This is a genomic window from Streptomyces sp. NPDC056600 (assembly GCF_042792855.1).
In the GTDB taxonomy this organism is placed as follows: Bacteria; Actinomycetota; Actinomycetes; order Streptomycetales; family Streptomycetaceae; genus Streptomyces.
Genome location: NZ_JBHTVQ010000017.1, coordinates 85866 through 104997 on the forward strand (window position 1 = coordinate 85866; position 19132 = coordinate 104997).

The window sequence follows — 19132 nt, forward strand, 5'->3', positions numbered from 1 at the left end:
GTCCGGCGTGGGGCCTGCCCTTGAGGCCGGCCCCCGCCGATCCCGCGACCCCCGTTTCAGACCACAGACTTACAACCCTGAGAGGGATTGACGCATAGTGCTCGACGTCAACTTCTTCGACGAGCTCCGGATCGGCCTGGCGACCGCTGACGACATCCGTCAGTGGAGCCACGGCGAGGTCAAGAAGCCCGAGACGATCAACTACCGCACGCTCAAGCCGGAAAAGGACGGGCTCTTCTGCGAGAAGATCTTCGGTCCCACCCGGGACTGGGAGTGCTACTGCGGCAAGTACAAGCGCGTCCGCTTCAAGGGCATCATCTGTGAGCGCTGCGGCGTCGAGGTGACCCGCGCCAAGGTGCGCCGTGAGCGGATGGGCCACATCGAGCTCGCCGCCCCCGTCACCCACATCTGGTACTTCAAGGGCGTTCCGTCGCGGCTGGGCTACCTGCTCGACCTCGCCCCGAAGGACCTCGAGAAGGTCATCTACTTCGCCGCGTACATGATCACGTACGTGGACGAGGAGCGTCGTCAGCGCGACCTGCCCTCGCTGGAGGCCCACGTCTCCGTCGAGCGCCAGCAGATCGAGAACCGCCGTGACGCGGACCTCGAGGCCCGTGCCAAGAAGCTCGAGAACGACCTCGGCGAGCTCGAGGCCGAGGGCGCCAAGGCCGACGTGCGCCGCAAGGTGCGCGACGGCGCCGAGCGCGAGATGAAGCAGCTCCGTGACCGCGCCCAGCGCGAGATCGACCGCCTCGACGAGGTGTGGAGCCGCTTCAAGAACCTCAAGGTCCAGGACCTCGAGGGCGACGAGATGCTCTACCGCGAGCTGCGTGACCGCTTCGGCACGTACTTCGACGGCTCGATGGGCGCCGCCGCGCTGCAGAAGCGGCTGGAGTCCTTCGACCTCGAGGAGGAGGCCGAGAAGCTCCGCGAGATCATCCGCACCGGCAAGGGCCAGAAGAAGACCCGTGCGCTCAAGCGCCTCAAGGTCGTCTCCGCGTTCCTGCAGACCAGCAACAGCCCCAAGGGCATGGTGCTCGACTGCGTGCCGGTCATCCCGCCGGACCTGCGTCCGATGGTGCAGCTGGACGGTGGCCGCTTCGCGACCTCCGACCTGAACGACCTGTACCGCCGCGTCATCAACCGCAACAACCGCCTGAAGCGGCTTCTCGACCTCGGCGCGCCCGAGATCATCGTGAACAACGAGAAGCGCATGCTCCAGGAGGCCGTGGACGCGCTGTTCGACAACGGCCGTCGTGGCCGGCCGGTCACCGGTCCGGGCAACCGTCCGCTGAAGTCCCTGAGCGACATGCTCAAGGGCAAGCAGGGCCGTTTCCGTCAGAACCTGCTCGGCAAGCGTGTGGACTACTCCGCGCGTTCCGTGATCGTCGTCGGTCCGCAGCTGAAGCTGCACCAGTGCGGTCTGCCGAAGGCGATGGCGCTGGAGCTCTTCAAGCCGTTCGTGATGAAGCGCCTGGTCGACCTGAACCACGCGCAGAACATCAAGAGCGCCAAGCGCATGGTCGAGCGCGGCCGCACGGTCGTGTACGACGTGCTCGAAGAGGTCATCGCGGAGCACCCGGTCCTGCTGAACCGTGCGCCCACGCTGCACCGCCTCGGCATCCAGGCCTTCGAGCCGCAGTTGGTCGAGGGCAAGGCCATCCAGATCCACCCGCTCGTCTGCACCGCGTTCAACGCGGACTTCGACGGTGACCAGATGGCCGTCCACCTGCCGCTCTCCGCGGAGGCGCAGGCCGAGGCGCGCATCCTGATGCTCTCCTCGAACAACATCCTCAAGCCCGCCGACGGCCGTCCGGTGACGATGCCGACCCAGGACATGGTCCTCGGTCTGTTCTTCCTCACCACGGACGCCGAGGGCCGCGGGCCCAAGGGCGAGGGCCGCTCGTTCGCGTCCGTCGCCGAGGCGATCATGGCCTTCGACGCCGGTGAGCTCTCGCTCCAGGCCGAGGTGGACATCCGCTTCCCGGTGGGCACCATGCCGCCCCGCGGCTGGACCCCGCCGGCCCGCGAGGAGGGCGAGCCGGAGTGGCAGCAGGGGGACTCGTTCCGTCTGCACACCACGCTGGGCCGCGCGCTCTTCAACGAGCTGCTGCCCGAGGACTACCCCTTCGTCGACGAAGAGGTGGGCAAGAAGCAGCTCTCCGAGATCGTCAACGACCTCGCCGAGCGCTACCCCAAGGTGATCGTGGCGGCGACGCTCGACAACCTGAAGTCGGCCGGTTTCTACTGGGCGACCCGTTCCGGTGTCACCGTGGCCATCTCCGACATCGTCGTCCCGGACGCGAAGAAGGAGATCGTCGCTTCGTACGAGGCCAAGGACGAGAAGGTCCAGAAGCAGTACGAGCGCGGTCTGATCACCAAGGAAGAGCGCACCAACGAGCTCATCGGGATCTGGACCGAGGCGACCAACAAGGTCGCCGAGGCCATGAACGAGAACTTCCCGAAGGTCAACCCGGTCTCGATGATGGTGAACTCGGGCGCACGAGGCAACATGATGCAGATGCGTCAGATCGCCGGTATGCGTGGCCTGGTGTCCAACGCCAAGAACGAGACGATCCCGCGTCCCATCAAGGCCTCGTTCCGTGAGGGCCTGTCCGTGCTGGAGTACTTCATCTCCACCCACGGCGCCCGTAAGGGTCTGGCGGACACCGCTCTGCGTACCGCCGACTCGGGTTACCTCACCCGTCGTCTGGTGGACGTCTCGCAGGACGTGATCATCCGCGAGGAGGACTGCGGCACCGAGCGCGGCCTCAAGCTGAAGATCGCCGAGCGCGACGAGGCGGGCGTCTTCGCCAAGGTCGGCAACGTGGAGACCTCGGTCTACGCACGCTGCCTCGCCGAGGACATCGTCGTCGACGGCAAGGTGCTCGCCCCGGCGGGCGTCGACCTCGGTGACGTCCTCATCGAGCAGCTGGTCCGCGCCGGCGTGGAGGAGGTCAAGACCCGCTCGGTCCTGACCTGTGAGTCCGCCGTCGGCACCTGCGCCATGTGCTACGGCCGCTCGCTGGCCACCGGCAAGCTGGTCGACATCGGTGAGGCGGTCGGCATCATCGCCGCCCAGTCCATCGGTGAGCCCGGCACCCAGCTGACGATGCGTACCTTCCACACCGGTGGTGTGGCCGGTGACGACATCACCCAGGGTCTGCCGCGTGTCGTCGAGCTCTTCGAGGCCCGTACCCCGAAGGGCGTCGCCCCGATCTCCGAGGCCGCCGGCCGCGTGCGGATCGAGGAGACCGAGAAGACCAAGAAGATCGTCGTCACCCCGGACGACGGCAGCGACGAGATGCCCTACCCCATCTCCAAGCGCGCCAAGGTCCTGGTGTCCGAGGGCGACCCGGTCCAGGTCGGCCAGCAGCTGACCATGGGTGCCACCAACCCGCACGACGTGCTGCGCATCCTCGGCCAGCGTGCGGTCCAGGTGCACCTGGTCGGCGAGGTCCAGAAGGTCTACAACTCGCAGGGCGTGTCGATCCACGACAAGCACATCGAGATCATCATCCGGCAGATGCTGCGCCGCGTGACGATCATCGAGTCCGGCGACGCGGAGCTGCTGCCGGGCGAGCTGGTGGAGCGCTCGAAGTTCGAGACCGAGAACCGTCGTGTGGTCCAGGAAGGCGGCCACCCGGCCTCCGGCCGTCCGCAGCTGATGGGTATCACCAAGGCCTCGCTGGCGACCGAGTCGTGGCTGTCGGCGGCGTCCTTCCAGGAGACGACCAGGGTCCTGACGGACGCGGCGATCAACGCCAAGTCCGACTCCCTGATCGGCCTCAAGGAGAACGTCATCATCGGTAAGCTCATCCCGGCCGGTACGGGTCTGTCCCGCTACCGCAACATCCGGGTCGAGCCGACCGAGGAGGCCAAGGCCGCCATGTACTCGGCGGTGGGCTACGACGACATGGACTACTCGCCGTTCGGCGCCGGCTCCGGCCAGGCGGTGCCGCTGGAGGACTACGACTACGGTCCGTACAACCAGTGAGCGAGCCGCGCTGAGCGGTAGGTCCGCGTGACCTGAGGGCGGTCACCTGCGTGGGGGTGGCCGCCCTTCGGCATGTCCCGGGGGTGGGCCGGACGGGGGAATCCGGGCGGGGAGGGAACCGCGGGCCCGGTGGCGGGCGTTTTACCGTGCAAGGAGAGGGGTGGTGCCGATATGTCCATGCAGCCCTGGTCCCCGTACGCGGGTGGCAGTCCGATGCTGGCGTCGACGGCCGACCGCGAGCGCGCGGTCGACGTGCTCCGCGCCGGGTACGCCGAGGGGCGGCTCGGCAAGACCGAGTTCGAGCAGCGGGTGGCGCGGGCCTACGCGGCCCGCACCCAGGCGGAGCTGTCCGGCCTGGTCGCCGATCTGCCGCAGGGGCCCGTCTCCGCCCCGCCCGCGGCGCCCTCCTACGGGCCGCCGCCCGTGCGGGGCTCCTTCGGCGCGCCTCCGCCGGTCCTCGGAGCGGCCCCCTACCCGGGCACGACCAACGGCAGGGCGACAGCCGCGATGGTCCTCGGCATCCTGGCGGTGATGTCGGCGGGGCTGACCAGCATCCCGGCGGTGGTGCTGGGGCACCAGGCGCGGGCGGAGATCCGCGCCTCGGGCCAGCAGGGCGACGGCTGCGCGGTGGCTGGGCTGGTGCTGGGGTGGATATGGATCGCCGGGTGGAGCGTGTACTGGCTGGTGGCGCTGATCGGCGCGGTGGCCTGGTCGGCGCGGTGAACCGACCGGCATGGTGAGCCGGGCGTCGCCGTGGCCTGGTCGGCGCGGTGAGCCGGGCGTCGCGGGGTGGCGGCGCGTGCGGTGCCGCGGCGGGGGAGTGGTGCGGGGCGGCGGTGGGGGGTGGCCGCGTCACGGGCGGACCCGTGCGCTACTCCGGTGCGGCGGGGCCGCGCGTCACGCCTGGACGGTGAACCCGTGCTCCGCGCCCAGCCGGCTCAGCGTGGACATGCCCGGGATGCCGTCCGCGTCGGCGCCCGAGTAGCCGCAGCGCCGCTGCCAGGCGGCGTAGGCGGTCACGGTCTGCGTGCCGTAGTGGCCGTCGGCGTACGCCGCGGTGAGCAGCCCCTCGGCCACCAGGGCCCGCTCCACGGTCTTCACGCCCTCGTAGGTGACGGGCGTGCCCGAGGCGTCCGGGTCGGTCCGTGCGGCCGTCACGAGCCGCGAGAGGTCCACCACGGGCTGCGCGGGCGGGGTCGGGGCCGCCTGGCCGAGCCGGGAGGCGATGCGCTCCCGCATGCCGGCCATGGAGAAGCCGCGGGGATCGATCTTGGTGTTGGTCCACTCCTTGTGGCCGATCACCGAACGCGCGCTCCACCGGTGGGCGCGGCAGATCGCCGCCGCGGCCGCCTCTATCGCCTCCAACTGGGCGGCGGGCCAGGGATCCTTGCCGTCGCCGAGATTGACGCATTCGAACCCGTAGAAGCGGGCGTTGCCGTCGGTGTTGTTCTCGTTGGGCGCCGGCAGCGCCGCCGATTCGGCGACCACGGCGCGCAGCACGTCGTCGTCGCCCAGTCCGGCGTGGTTGGCGCGCCCGTTGCCGACCAGGTGGACGGTGCCGTCCTTGGCGATCACGCCGTGGCAGAGGGGGCCGGGGAGGTCCGAGCGGCCCTCGAAGCACAGCCGGACGGTCGCGTCGGTGCCGGAGGTCACCGTGTGGTGGATCATCACGCCGTTGACCGGGCCCCATGCTCCCTTCGCGTTCCGGTTGTTGGTACGCCAGCCGGAGTGCTCGACCACCTTCACGCCTTCGTTCCGTAGTGCTCTGACGAGGGCGTCGGCGGTCAGAGGTGAGGCCATGGTGCAGTTCCCTTCGCTCGTGTCCTTGCGGGGGTGTCCCTGCGCCTCTCATTCCCTCTGCCGTGCGTATCAACAGATGCGCCGGTGTTCGATCGTGCGTTCTCGCCGTCGCCCGCAGGGGTGGCCTCCGCTCCGTCCGCCGGGCGCGCGCGGGGCGGCGGCGAGGGCGCCGCCGGACCGCGCCGGACCGGCGGGGGGCGACACCGCGGCGGGGCCCTGGCCAGCCCCAGGGCATTTGTTTTGACCACGGCGTATGCGGTAGGTACGCTCAGACCTTGTGCCTGGGGTGTGCCCTGGCCTCCTTGCGTGCCTTTCCACCGCAAGGGGAGTCCGCATCGGCCACCGTGATCCGTGCAGTTCTCCGCCTGACGGCGTAGGTCCGCGGGATTCGACACACCCGACCGCGTGGGTCGGCGATGTTCCAGGTTAGCTTCACCATTCGGCACACAGAAACCGGAGAAGTAGTGCCTACGATCCAGCAGCTGGTCCGGAAGGGCCGGCAGGACAAGGTCGAGAAGAACAAGACGCCCGCACTCGAGGGTTCCCCTCAGCGCCGTGGCGTCTGCACGCGTGTGTTCACGACCACCCCGAAGAAGCCGAACTCGGCCCTGCGTAAGGTCGCGCGTGTGCGTCTGACCAGCGGTATCGAGGTCACTGCTTACATTCCGGGTGAGGGACACAACCTGCAGGAGCACTCGATCGTGCTCGTGCGCGGCGGCCGTGTGAAGGACCTGCCCGGTGTTCGTTACAAGATCATCCGCGGTTCCCTCGACACCCAGGGTGTCAAGAACCGCAAGCAGGCCCGCAGCCGCTACGGCGCCAAGAAGGAGAAGTAAGAATGCCTCGTAAGGGCCCCGCCCCGAAGCGCCCGGTCATCATCGACCCGGTCTACGGTTCTCCTCTGGTGACCTCCCTGATCAACAAGGTGCTGCTGAACGGCAAGCGCTCCACCGCCGAGCGCATCGTCTACGGCGCCATGGAGGGCCTTCGCGAGAAGACCGGCAACGACCCGGTCATCACGCTGAAGCGCGCTCTCGAGAACATCAAGCCGACCCTCGAGGTCAAGTCCCGCCGTGTCGGTGGCGCGACCTACCAGGTGCCGATCGAGGTCAAGCCCGGTCGCGCCAACACGCTGGCCCTGCGCTGGCTGGTCGGTTACTCCCGCGCCCGTCGCGAGAAGACGATGACCGAGCGTCTGCTCAACGAGCTTCTCGACGCCTCGAACGGCCTCGGTGCGGCCGTCAAGAAGCGCGAGGACACGCACAAGATGGCCGAGTCCAACAAGGCCTTCGCGCACTACCGCTGGTAGTCGCAGACCCCATCGAGACCGAGAGAAGACTGAAGCCTTATGGCTACCACTTCGCTTGACCTGGCCAAGGTCCGCAACATCGGGATCATGGCCCACATCGACGCGGGCAAGACGACCACCACCGAGCGGATCCTGTTCTACACCGGCGTCAGCTACAAGATCGGTGAGGTCCACGACGGCGCCGCGACCATGGACTGGATGGAGCAGGAGCAGGAGCGTGGCATCACGATCACCTCTGCTGCCACCACCTGTCACTGGCCGCTGGAAGACGTCGACCACACCATCAACATCATCGACACCCCGGGTCACGTCGACTTCACCGTCGAGGTGGAGCGCTCCCTGCGCGTGCTCGACGGTGCCGTGACGGTGTTCGACGGCGTCGCCGGCGTGGAGCCCCAGTCCGAGACGGTGTGGCGTCAGGCCGACCGTTACGGCGTTCCGCGTATCTGCTTCGTGAACAAGCTGGACCGTACCGGCGCGGACTTCTTCCGCTGCGTTGACATGATCGTCAACCGCCTGGGCGCCCAGCCGATCGTGATGCAGCTGCCGATCGGCGCCGAGGCCGACTTCGTCGGCGTCGTCGACCTGGTCCGCATGAAGGCCCTCGTCTACTCGCCCGAGGCCACCAAGGGCGAGATGTACGACGTCGTCGACATCCCGGCCGACCTGCAGGAGCAGGCCGAGGAGTACCGCGCCAAGCTGGTCGAGGACGTCGCGGAGAACGACGAAGAGCTGATGGAGATGTACCTCGAGGGCACCGAGCCCACCGAGGAGCAGCTCTACGCGGCGATCCGTCGTATCACCATCGCGTCCGGCAAGGGCGGCGGCACCACCGTCACCCCCGTGTTCTGCGGCACCGCGTTCAAGAACAAGGGTGTTCAGCCCCTGCTCGACGCCGTCGTGCGCTACCTGCCGTCGCCGGTCGACATCGAGGCGATCGAGGGCACGGACCCGAAGGACGCCGAGACCGTCGTCAAGCGGAAGCCGTCCGACGACGAGCCGCTGGCGGCCCTCGCCTTCAAGATCATGAGCGACCCGCACCTCGGCAAGCTCACCTTCGTCCGGGTGTACTCGGGCCGCCTGGAGTCCGGCTCTTCGGTGCTGAACTCCGTGAAGGGCAAGAAGGAGCGCATCGGCAAGATCTACCGCATGCACGCGAACAAGCGTGAGGAGATCGACTCGGTGGGCGCCGGCGACATCATCGCCGTCATGGGTCTCAAGCAGACCACGACCGGTGAGACGCTGTCGGACGACAAGGCCCCGGTCATCCTGGAGTCCATGGACTTCCCGGCGCCGGTGATCCAGGTCGCCATCGAGCCCAAGTCCAAGGGTGACCAGGAGAAGCTGGGTGTCGCCATCCAGCGTCTCGCGGAGGAGGACCCCTCCTTCCAGGTTCACTCGGACGAGGAGACCGGCCAGACCATCATCGGTGGTATGGGCGAGCTGCACCTCGAGGTGCTGGTCGACCGTATGCGCCGTGAGTTCAAGGTCGAGGCCAACGTCGGCAAGCCGCAGGTCGCGTACCGTGAGACGATCCGCAAGGCCGTCGAGCGCGTGGACTACACCCACAAGAAGCAGACCGGTGGTACCGGTCAGTTCGCCAAGGTGCAGATCGCGATCGAGCCCATCGAGGGCGGCGAGGCGTCGTACGAGTTCGTGAACAAGGTCACCGGTGGCCGCATCCCGAAGGAGTACATCCCTTCGGTGGACGCCGGTGCGCAGGAGGCCATGCAGTTCGGCATCCTCGCCGGTTACGAGATGACCGGCGTGCGTGTCATCCTCCTCGACGGTGGCTACCACGAGGTCGACTCCTCCGAGCTCGCGTTCAAGATCGCGGGTTCGCAGGCCTTCAAGGAGGCCGCACGCAAGGCCAGCCCCGTGCTGCTCGAGCCGATGATGGCCGTCGAGGTCACCACGCCCGAGGACTACATGGGCGAGGTCATCGGCGACATCAACTCCCGCCGTGGTCAGATTCAGGCCATGGAGGAGCGCGCCGGCGCCCGCGTCGTGAAGGGCCTGGTCCCGCTGTCGGAGATGTTCGGCTACGTCGGCGACCTCCGCAGCAAGACGTCGGGTCGCGCGAGCTACTCGATGCAGTTCGACTCCTACGCCGAGGTTCCGCGGAACGTCGCCGAGGAGATCATCGCGAAGGCCAAGGGCGAGTAACTCCACCGAGTTCCACGCTTTAGGCTTGACTCCGTGCCTCCAGGGGCATTCCGGCGCGAACCGAGAGGAACGTGCCGGGGTGCCCCGAGGGGCCGGGCATTCCAGCAAAGATCACCTGGCGCCGATGAAGCAAGGCGTTCAGAACCACTCCCAGGAGGACCCCAGTGGCGAAGGCGAAGTTCGAGCGGACTAAGCCGCACGTCAACATCGGCACCATCGGTCACATCGACCACGGTAAGACGACCCTCACGGCCGCCATTACCAAGGTGCTGCACGACGCGTACCCGGACCTGAACGAGGCCACCGCGTTCGACAACATCGACAAGGCTCCTGAGGAGCGCCAGCGCGGTATCACCATCTCCATCGCGCACGTCGAGTACCAGACGGAAGACCGTCACTACGCCCACGTCGACTGCCCCGGTCACGCGGACTACATCAAGAACATGATCACCGGTGCCGCCCAGATGGACGGCGCGATCCTGGTGGTCGCCGCGACCGACGGCCCGATGCCGCAGACCAAGGAGCACGTGCTCCTGGCCCGCCAGGTCGGCGTTCCGTACATCGTCGTCGCCCTGAACAAGGCCGACATGGTGGACGACGAGGAGATCCTGGAGCTCGTCGAGCTCGAGGTCCGTGAGCTCCTCACCGAGTACGAGTTCCCGGGCGACGACGTTCCGGTCGTCAAGGTCTCCGCTCTGAAGGCGCTCGAGGGCGACCAGAAGTGGGCCGACTCGGTTCTCGAGCTCATGAAGGCCGTCGACACCGCGATCCCGCAGCCGGAGCGCGACGTCGACAAGCCGTTCCTCATGCCGATCGAGGACGTCTTCACGATCACCGGTCGCGGTACGGTCGTCACCGGCCGTATCGAGCGTGGTGTCCTGAAGGTCAACGAGACCGTCGACATCATCGGCATCAAGACCGAGAAGACCACCACCACGGTCACCGGTATCGAGATGTTCCGCAAGCTGCTCGACGAGGGCCAGGCCGGTGAGAACGTCGGTCTGCTCCTCCGTGGCATCAAGCGCGAGGACGTCGAGCGCGGCCAGGTCATCATCAAGCCGGGTTCGGTCACCCCGCACACCGAGTTCGAGGCCCAGGCCTACATCCTCGGCAAGGACGAGGGTGGTCGCCACACCCCGTTCTTCAACAACTACCGCCCGCAGTTCTACTTCCGTACGACGGACGTGACCGGCGTCGTGACCCTCCCCGAGGGCACCGAGATGGTCATGCCGGGTGACAACACCGAGATGAAGGTGGACCTCATCCAGCCCATCGCCATGGAGGAGGGCCTGAAGTTCGCCATCCGTGAGGGTGGTCGTACCGTGGGCGCCGGCCAGGTCACCAAGATCGTCAAGTAAGTTCCCTTGCCTGACGGTCACTCGATGACCTGAGCTCTTGTGGCTCAAGGAGGGCCCGCACGACATCACGTCGTGCGGGCCCTTCGGCGTTCCCGTTCCCGTTCCCGTACCTGTTCCCGCTCCGTTGCCCCGGCCCCTCTCGTGGGCCCTCACAGGCTCTCCGGCCCTCCTGGGGTCCCCGAGGGCCCCGTCCCGGCCGTCGGCGGTTCTCAGCCGCGCCCGGGGAGCGTTGCGCGTCGCTGCCGAGGAGCCTTTCAGCCCGCTCCCCGCCGCCCTCGCTGCCGTCCTCCCTCCCGCGGCCGGCGCGCGCGGGTGCATCGTTTTCGCCAAGTTCCCGGCTCCCCGTTTCACGCGCTTCCGCTGAGGACCAGGGGTGCCGCAGTGGCTCCGGATACCGCGATCGTCCCAGGTCACGGCCGGTTTGCGGCACGCCCGCAGGCGTTGCGTCACGTTGCGGAAGAAATCCCGCGACTTTCGCGCCGCCTCGTGGCCGATTTCGAAAACCCGAGCTCGCCGTGCCCTGACGGGAAGGCGCCCGTGCGGTCGTTTCCGCCTGCGATTTCCGGATCTTCCCGGTCGTGTTCGCGTATCGAAAGTTTTCGTTGCTCCCGACCCGTTGTCGTGCTCCCGTCCCTGCCCCAACATTTGTCAGGCCGGTTACCAAATTCAGCCGAGAAGTGGGTGAGCCATGCGCGGGAACGTCAGCCGTAGGTCGGTTCTGGGAACAGGAGCGGCCGCGGGCCTGGTGGCCCTCCCCCTTGTCGGCGGTGGGGCCGGTACCGGGTACGCGGCCCAGGGTGAGGCGGACCGCGGCGCGGCCGGAGGGGGGCCGCGCCGCACCGACTCGGGCGCGTACATCACGTTCCAGCCGGAGGCCGGCGCCTTCCCGCTGGTGCGCAAGGGACACGCCGCCCCGGTGATCGTGGACGCCGACGACTTCGCGGGCGTGGTCCGTGTCGCCGCGGACCTGCGCGCCGACGTCGAGCGGGTCAGCGGTGTGAAGCCGGCTTCCCACGCGGGGTCGGCCCGTGAGGTCGTCATCGTCGGCACGCTCGGCCGCAGCGAGCTGGTGGACAAGCTCGTCGCGTCCGGGAAGCTGGACGTCTCCCGCATCCGGGGGAAGTGGGAGACCTCCCAGCAGACGGTGGTCGAGCGCCCGATGCCCGGCGTCGACCGCGCCCTGGTGATCGTGGGCAGCGACCAGCGCGGTGCCATCTTCGGCGCCTACGACGTCAGCCGCGGCATCGGCGTCTCCCCCTGGTACTGGTGGGACGACGTCGTGCCGGTGCAGCGCCGCGAGATCTACGTCAAGGCCGGTTCCTGGACGCAGGGCACCCCGAAGGTCAAGTTCCGTGGTGTCTTCATCAACGACGAGAACCCGAACCTCGGCACCTGGGCGCCCCAGTTCTTCGGTCCGGGCAAGGCCCCGGGCTTCGACGGCGGCTTCAACGCCGCGTTCTGGGAGAAGGTCTTCGAGGTCCTGCTCCGCCTGAAGGGCAACTACCTGTGGCCGGCCGTGTGGGGCCGGGCGTTCGCCGAGGACGACCCGGAGAACCACGCCCGCGCCACCGCCTACGGCGTGGTCATGGGCACCTCGCACGAGGCCCCGATGATGCGCGGCATCGAGGAGTGGAACCGCCACGCCAAGGCGGCCGTCCGCGACTCCGCGGGCAACATCACCACCCCCGGCTCCGACCCGTACGGCGGCACCGGCGAGTGGTCCTTCCGCCGCAACCGCGCCGCCATCGAGGCGTACTGGCGCGACGGCATCAAGCGCATGAAGGAGCAGGGCTACGAGGGTGTGGTCACCCTCGGCATGCGCGGCAACGGCGACGTCAGCCTGCCCGACGGCGACGGCATCGAGCTGATGCACGAGATCATCAGCACCCAGCGCGGGATCATCAAGGAGATCCTGGGCTCCGAGACCGCGGTGCCGCAGGTGTGGACGCTCTACAAGGAGGTCCAGCGGTACTGGGCCAAGGGCCTGCGCGCCCCCGACGACGTCACGGTGGTGTTCTGCGACGACAACTGGGGCAACATCCGCAAGCACCCGGACCCGGCCGAGCCGTACCGCTCGGGCAACTACGGCGTGTACTACCACTTCGACTACGTGGGCGGCGGCCGCAACTACAAGTGGGTCGACACCACGTCCCTGCCGAACATGTGGGACCAGCTCCACCAGGCCGTCTCCTACGGCAACCACGGTCTGTGGGTCGTCAACGTCGGCGACCTGAAGGGCAACGAGCTGCCCACGCAGTTCTTCCTCGACTACGCCTGGAGCCCCAGCCGCTGGGAGCTCGACGAGATCGGGGAGTGGGAGCGGGACTACGCCGAGCTGCACTTCGGCAAGGAGCACGCCGAGGCCATCGCCGCGGTGCTGTCGCGCTACGCCCACCTGCAGCAGCTCCGCAAGCCGGAACTGCTCAACCGGCGCATCACGCTCGACCCCACCAAGGACCTGGCCACCGACAACTCCGCGGTCGTCTACGACGACAAGCAGACCCCGTTCTACTGGGGCGAGCTGGAGCGCGTCACGCAGGACTGGCGGGAGCTCGCCAAGGAGACGGCGCGGATCGGGCGCAAGCTGCCCGCCTCCGCCCAGGACGCCTGGTTCGAGCTGGTCGGCTACAACGTCCTCGCCACCGCCAACGTCTACGACCTGCGCGAGGCGGAGTTCACCAACATCCACTACGCCGGCCAGGGCCGCGCGGCCACCAACGCCCTCGCCGACCGTGCCGAGGCGGGCCTGCAGGAGGACTTCCGCCTGCAGGACGTCTTCAACACGCAGATCGCGGACGGCAAGTGGAAGGGCTTCCAGCTCCAGCCGCACATCGACTACGGCGACATCGAGCGGTACGGCAGCAACGCGCCGTGGCAGCAGCCCGAGGTGAACAACGTCGCGATCAAGGACGTGCTCTTCCCCGCGGTCAAGCGCATCGAGGTCCCCGACACCGCCGAGATGGGTGTCGCCGTCTCCGGCTCGGAGAAGTGGTGGCCGGCGGCGGAGACGGAGGCCGTCCTCCCCGAGTTCAGCCCGTACCGCACCGGTGACGACGCCTTCGTCGAGATCTTCAACCGGGGCACCCGGTCCTTCGCCTACACCGTCACCTCCTCCGCGCCGTGGCTGCGCGTGGAGCGCACCCGTGGCACGGTCGGCACGCAGGTCCGGCTGACGGTGTCGGTGGACTGGAACCGCGCGCCGGCCGGGCGCAGCGAGGCCGAGCTCACCGTGGAGGGCGCCGGCGGCACCGTCACCGTGAAGGCGGTCGCCGACCACACCTCGGCGCGGGGTCTCAAGGGCTTCGTGGAGGCGGGCGGTTACATCGCGATCGACGCCGAGCACCACAGCCGTGCCGTGAGCACCAAGGACGCCGGGTGGCTGCGGATCGACCGCATCGGCCGCAGCTCCGCGGGCATGACCCCGGCCCCGGTGACGGCTCCCACCCAGACCCCGGGCAGCGGTCCGTACCTCGAGTACGACGTGACGGTCCTGACGCCGGGCGAGGTCACCGTCTGGGCCTACCTGTCGCCGCGCAACCCGACCCTCCCCGGCACGGGCCTGCGGTACGCGGTCTCGTTCGACGGCGACGCCCCGAAGACCGTCGACATCACCGCCGCGACCGGTGCGGACGACGGCGGCATGAACAAGCGGTGGGAGCGCAACACCTCCGACAACGTGAACCGGACGCCCACGAAGCACACGCTTTCGGCGGGCACCCACAAGCTGCGGTTCTGGATGGTCGACCCGACCGTCGTCCTGCAGCGCCTGATCGTCGACACCGGTTCGCTGCCGACGACCTACCTCGGACCGGTGGAGAGCCGCCGGGTCCGCTGAGACCAGAGGCGCCGACCTGGGGAGGTCCGGCGCCTCTTCCCCCCACACCACCACAGCCCGGCCGCGTCCAGCGGCCCGGCGATCCCGGCGTCACCGTCGGCGGGGGCAGTGCTGCCGGCGGGCAGCACCGCCCCCGCCGGGGGCCGCCGTCCTCGGCACCACCGCCGTCCGGCGCGGGTGCCGCACGTTCCACCGACATCAAGCACCATCGAGAGGACCGCAATGAAGCACCTCCGTGCTGCCGCAGCCGTCATGGCGAGCGGGGCGCTGCTGTTCACCGGCGCCGTCACCTCCGCGCAGGCCGCTCCTGCGGGCGCGTACCACCACCCCAAGGGTGCTCCGCTGAAGGCCCTGGCCAACCGCGACCACCTGCTCTTCGGCACCGCGGTCAACATGGACGCCCTCGCCGAGGACACGACCTACCGCAAGATCACGGCCCGCGAGTTCAGCTCGGTCACCGCCGAGAACGTGATGAAGTGGGAGACCCTCCAGCCGCAGCGCGGGGTCTACGACTTCACCCAGGGCGACGCCCTGGTGGACTTCGCCCGCTCCAACGGCCAGGCGGTCCGCGGTCACACCCTCCTGTGGCACAACCAGCTCCCGGGCTGGCTGACCTCGGGCGTGGCCGACGGCTCGATCTCCAAGGACGAGCTGCGCCAGATCCTGCGTGAGCACATCACCACGGTGGCCAAGCACTACAAGGGCAAGCTCTACCAGTGGGACGTCGTCAACGAGGTCTTCGAGGAGGACGGCAGCTACCGCCAGTCGCTCTGGTACCAGCAGCTCGGCCCGTCCTACATCGCCGACGCCTTCCGCTGGGCCCATCAGGCCGACCCGCACGCGAAGCTGTACGTCAACGACTACAACGTCGAGGGCGTCAACGCGAAGTCGACCGCCTACTACAACCTGGTGAAGGACCTGCGCGCCCAGGGCGTCAAGGTGGACGGCTTCGGCATCCAGGGTCACCTGAGCACCTTCTACGGGTTCCCGGGCGACATCCCGGCCAACCTGAAGCGCTTCGCCGACATCGGTGTGGAGTCCTCCTTCACCGAGGTCGACGTGCGCGGCGTGATGCCGATGGACGAGACCAAGCTCAACCGGCAGGCCGAGTACTTCGCTCGCATGCTGGACGCCTGCCTCGACCAGAAGAAGTGCACCTCGTTCACCATCTGGGGCTTCGCCGACCAGTACTCCTGGGTGCCCGGCGTGTTCGACGGTGAGGGCTCGGCCAACATCTACGACGAGAACTACGCCCCGAAGCCGTCCTACTGGGCGGTGCGCGAGGAGCTCGCCGGCGGCCGCAACGACTGACCCACCCACGGGCCTTCACCGGCCCACGTCCCTCCTGTCCCCGTGACAGGGGAACCGGCTCCGGCGGGCAACTCTTCACCCCGCGCCGCCCGCCGGTGACACGCCCCCGCCGGAGTTCCTCCATCCCTCCGGCGGGGGCGCCTTGCTGCGCCGTCCGAGGTCCTTGCGTCCGTCCCGTACAGGAACCAAGCTCCGTGCATGGAGCTGGAGTTGCGGCATCTGAGAGTGATCAGGGAGATCGCCGACGCGGGCAGTCTGACCCGTGCGGCGACGGCGCTGGGACTGTCCCAGCCGACGCTGAGCGCGCAGCTGAAGCGGATCGAGCGCACGCTGGGCGGGACCTTGTTCGAACGCGGGCGGTTCGGGGTGCGGGCCACGCCGCTGGGCGAGCTGGTGCTGGCGAGGACCCGGGTGGTTCTGCCGGCGGTGACCGAACTCCAGCAGGAGGCCGCGTTGTTCGCCCGTACGGGATCCGGGGCTCGGCGGTTCCGGCTGGGCGGGACGCACGGCCCGCTGCTGGGCGGTCTGCTCGCCCGGCTGTCCGACGCGGCGCCCGGCGTACCGGTGACGACCACCACCACCTGGTCGGAGCGGGAGCTGGCAACGCTGGTCGCCGAAGGGAGGATCGACTTCGCGCTCGTCGGGGTCTGCGGGTCCGCGCATCCGCCCGCGGCGCCGCAGGTGTCCTGGCGGGAGATCGCCGTGGACGCCGTGCACGTGATGCTGCCGGCCGGCCATGCGCTGGTGGCCCGTCCGGAGATCGACCTGGCCGAGCTCGCCGGAGAGGACTGGGGAGCGGTGCCGGGGGACGGCTGCTTCGCGGACTGCTTCTCCGCGGCCTGTACCCGCGCCGGGTTCACCCCGCGGAGCCTCTTCGAGACGGACACCTCGTCGGTCGTGCACCTGGTGCAGGTCGGACGGGCGCTGGGGCTGGCGCGGGCGACCTTCCCGCCGACCCCGGGGATCGTGACCCGGCCGCTCGCGGGGACCCCGCTGACCTGGCGGCACCTGCTGGCGTGGCAGGGCGCCGCGCAGCCGGCCGCGGCCGTCGACCTGGTCGTCACACAGGCGCGCGACGCCCACGCCGACGCGAAGGCCCGCGCCGCGGGGGGCGCGGCCTAGCTGTAGCGCCCGCAGCGCGGGCGCGGAGCCTGGGGTTCGGTGCCGCGTGGGGGAGGGGGGAGCGGATCCATAGCCTCGCGGGAGGGGGTCGGCCGGAGGCTGACGCGGACATGTAACGCGGCCGTACGGTCTCGGCAGTTCCCGCACTCCCCGCACGGCTCCTGCCCCACCTCCCACCTGTAGGAGACCCCCATGCCCAAGATGTCCCCGGCCGCCGGCGCGGCGGCGCTGCTCGCCGCCGGCACGCTGGTGCTGTCCGGCCTGGTCGGCACCGCGACCGCCCGGCCGACCGTGCCGTCCGTACCGCACGTGTCCTCGGCCGCCGAGACCCTCCGGGCCGACCGGGCCCCGGCCGGACTCCTCCAGGCGCTCCGACGCGACCTCGGCCTGACCGCCGAGCAGGCCGAGCAGCGCCTGGTCAACGAGGCCGAGGCCGGTGCGACACTCGGCCGGCTGCGCCTCGCGCTCGGCGCGGACCACGCCGGCTCCTGGGTGGGCGGCGCGGACTCCGGCACGCTCACGGTGGCCACCACCGACCGCTCCGACGTCCGGGTCATCGAGCGGGCGGGCGCCAGGGCCGTCGTCGTGGATCGCTCGCTGGCAGAGCTGGAGGCGGCCGCGGCGCGTCTCGACCGCACCGCCCGGACGTCCGCGGCGGCCCTGGACGCCCCGGTCCGCTACGTCGACCCGAAGCGCAACAAGGTCGTCGTCGAGGCCGTCGACCCGGCCGCGGCCACCGAGCTGGTCGAGGCGGCCGGCGTGGAACCGGCGGCCGTCGAGGTGGTCCGTACCGCGGAACGTCCCCGCACCTACTACGACCTGCGCGGCGGCGACGCGTACTACATGGGCGGCGGGGGCCGCTGTTCGATCGGCTTCCCGGTGACCCGGGGCGGAACCCAGGGCTTCGTCACCGCCGGGCACTGCGGCACGGCCGGCCAGTCCACCTCGGGCTACAACCAGGTCGTCCAGGGGACGTTCCAGGGCTCCACCTTCCCCGGCCGGGACATGGCGTGGGTGGCGGTCAACGCGAACTGGACGGCGACCGCGACCGTGGTGGGTTCCAGCTCCCAGGTGGCGGGCTCCACGCAGGCGGCCGTGGGTGCGTCGATCTGCCGCTCCGGCTCCACCACGGGCTGGCGCTGCGGCACCGTGCAGCAGCACAACACCAGCGTCACCTACCAGGAGGGCACCGTCTCCGGCGTGACGCGCACCTCGGTGTGCGCCGAACCGGGCGACTCGGGCGGCTCGTTCATCTCCGGCAGCCAGGCCCAGGGCGTCACCTCCGGCGGAAGCGGCAACTGCTCCTCCGGCGGGACCACCTACTACTACCCGGTCAACCCGATCCTCTCCTCGTACGGGCTCACGCTGAAGACCGCGGGCTCGACCACGCCGCCCACCACCCCGCCGACCACGCCGCCCGACCCGGGTTCCACCACCTGGGCGCCCGGCGTCGTCTACCAGCCGGGCGCGAGCGTCACCTACAACGGCGTGACCTACCGGTGCCTGCAGCAGCACCAGGCGCAGGGCGGCTGGGAGCCGCCGAACGTGCCCGCCCTGTGGCAGCGGGCCGGCTGAGCCGTCCGAGGCCTTCCCACCGCGGCGCGGACGTCGCCGGCGCCTCCCCGCCTGCCCCTGTCGGCCCCCGCCCTGCCCTCGTCGACCCCCGCCGGAGCCCTCCACCTCCGGCGGGGGTCTCCGCGTTCCGGGTCCGGCTCGGACGGGCCGGTCAGCCGAGGGCCGCGAGCAGCGCCTCGCAGGCGTCCTCGCAGGAGCGGCAGGCCGCGGCGCAGACCCGGCAGTGGTCGTGCTGGGTGTGATGGGCGCACTCCTCGCCGCAGGCCCGGCATGCCGCGGCGCACGCGGTGAGCATGGCCCGGGTGACGCCGACGTCCGAGCCGGTGTGCCGGGACAGGACGCGGGCCGTGGCGCCGCAGACGTCGGCGCAGTCCAGGTCGGAGCGGATACAGGTGGCGAGCTCGTCGACCATCTCCTCGGAGAGGCACGCGTCCGCGCACGCCGTGCACACCTGGCCGCAGGACACGCACTCCTCGATGCAGGCGGTGAGTTTCTCCCGGTCGACGCCGCCGAGGGCGGAGGGGTAGGCGTCGAGCATCTCCTTGACCTTGAGCGTGGTCATGCGGTCACTCTCCTTCCGCTGGTCACCCTGGCCGGGTGGGCGGATAGAGGCGGGGCAAACCTGAACGCGGGAGGGCGGCGGGCATTCCGCCCGCCGC

General features: G+C 69.6%; 12 protein-coding genes. 10 read left to right on the forward strand and 2 right to left on the reverse strand.

Going from position 1 to position 19132, the window contains the following annotated elements:
• Positions 1–97 precede the first annotated feature (97 nt).
• Both ACFRAV_RS11785 and ACFRAV_RS11790 read left to right on the forward strand, forming a co-directional pair.
• Positions 98–3997, forward strand: a complete 3900-nt coding sequence (locus ACFRAV_RS11785; RefSeq protein ID WP_351110730.1) for a DNA-directed RNA polymerase subunit beta' — start codon at positions 98–100, stop codon at positions 3995–3997.
• A gap of 171 nt (positions 3998–4168) precedes the next feature.
• Positions 4169–4720, forward strand: coding sequence for a DUF1707 and DUF4190 domain-containing protein (locus tag ACFRAV_RS11790; RefSeq protein ID WP_382554016.1), 552 nt, complete (start codon positions 4169–4171; stop codon positions 4718–4720).
• 174 nt (positions 4721–4894) lie between these two features.
• Here ACFRAV_RS11790 and ACFRAV_RS11795 read toward each other — a convergent pair whose 3' ends face one another.
• Positions 4895–5797 carry an N-acetylmuramoyl-L-alanine amidase gene (locus ACFRAV_RS11795; RefSeq protein ID WP_382554019.1) on the reverse strand — a complete coding sequence of 301 codons (903 nt, stop codon included), beginning with the start codon at positions 5795–5797 and terminating at the stop codon, positions 4895–4897.
• Between the two features lie 464 nt (positions 5798–6261).
• Between ACFRAV_RS11795 and rpsL the strand changes: the two genes are divergently transcribed.
• The 8 genes from rpsL (at position 6262) to ACFRAV_RS11835 (ending at position 18473) form a co-directional block, all read left to right on the forward strand.
• Positions 6262–6633 carry a 30S ribosomal protein S12 gene (gene rpsL / locus ACFRAV_RS11800; RefSeq protein WP_003948652.1) on the forward strand — a complete coding sequence of 124 codons (372 nt, stop codon included), beginning with the start codon at positions 6262–6264 and terminating at the stop codon, positions 6631–6633.
• Between the two features lie 2 nt (positions 6634–6635).
• Positions 6636–7106: a 30S ribosomal protein S7 gene (gene rpsG / locus ACFRAV_RS11805; RefSeq protein WP_003974303.1), complete on the forward strand. Its 471-nt coding sequence runs from the start codon at positions 6636–6638 to the stop codon at positions 7104–7106.
• Positions 7107–7145: 39 nt separating this feature from the next.
• Complete coding sequence (gene fusA, locus ACFRAV_RS11810; RefSeq protein ID WP_382554023.1) at positions 7146–9272, forward strand: elongation factor G; 2127 nt, start codon at positions 7146–7148, stop codon at positions 9270–9272.
• 164 nt (positions 9273–9436) lie between these two features.
• A complete protein-coding gene (gene tuf, locus ACFRAV_RS11815; RefSeq protein WP_351110722.1) occupies positions 9437–10630 on the forward strand; it encodes an elongation factor Tu in 1194 nt (397 codons plus the stop codon).
• Positions 10631–11318: 688 nt separating this feature from the next.
• The gene (locus tag ACFRAV_RS11820; protein ID WP_382554027.1) at positions 11319–14465 is read left to right on the forward strand and encodes a glycosyl hydrolase 115 family protein; all 3147 of its coding nucleotides are present in this window, start codon (positions 11319–11321) and stop codon (positions 14463–14465) included.
• 222 nt (positions 14466–14687) lie between these two features.
• Entirely contained in the window at positions 14688–15776 is a 1089-nt protein-coding gene (locus tag ACFRAV_RS11825; protein WP_382554029.1) for an endo-1,4-beta-xylanase, read from the forward strand.
• 198 nt (positions 15777–15974) lie between these two features.
• A complete protein-coding gene (locus ACFRAV_RS11830) occupies positions 15975–16898 on the forward strand; it encodes a LysR substrate-binding domain-containing protein (protein ID WP_382554031.1) in 924 nt (307 codons plus the stop codon).
• Positions 16899–17090: 192 nt separating this feature from the next.
• Positions 17091–18473, forward strand: a complete 1383-nt coding sequence (locus tag ACFRAV_RS11835) for a carbohydrate-binding protein (protein ID WP_382554034.1) — start codon at positions 17091–17093, stop codon at positions 18471–18473.
• 151 nt (positions 18474–18624) lie between these two features.
• Here the strand turns inward: ACFRAV_RS11835 and ACFRAV_RS11840 are convergent, their stop codons facing one another.
• Complete coding sequence (locus ACFRAV_RS11840; RefSeq protein WP_382554037.1) at positions 18625–19035, reverse strand: four-helix bundle copper-binding protein; 411 nt, start codon at positions 19033–19035, stop codon at positions 18625–18627.
• Between the last annotated feature and the right edge of the window lie 97 nt (positions 19036–19132).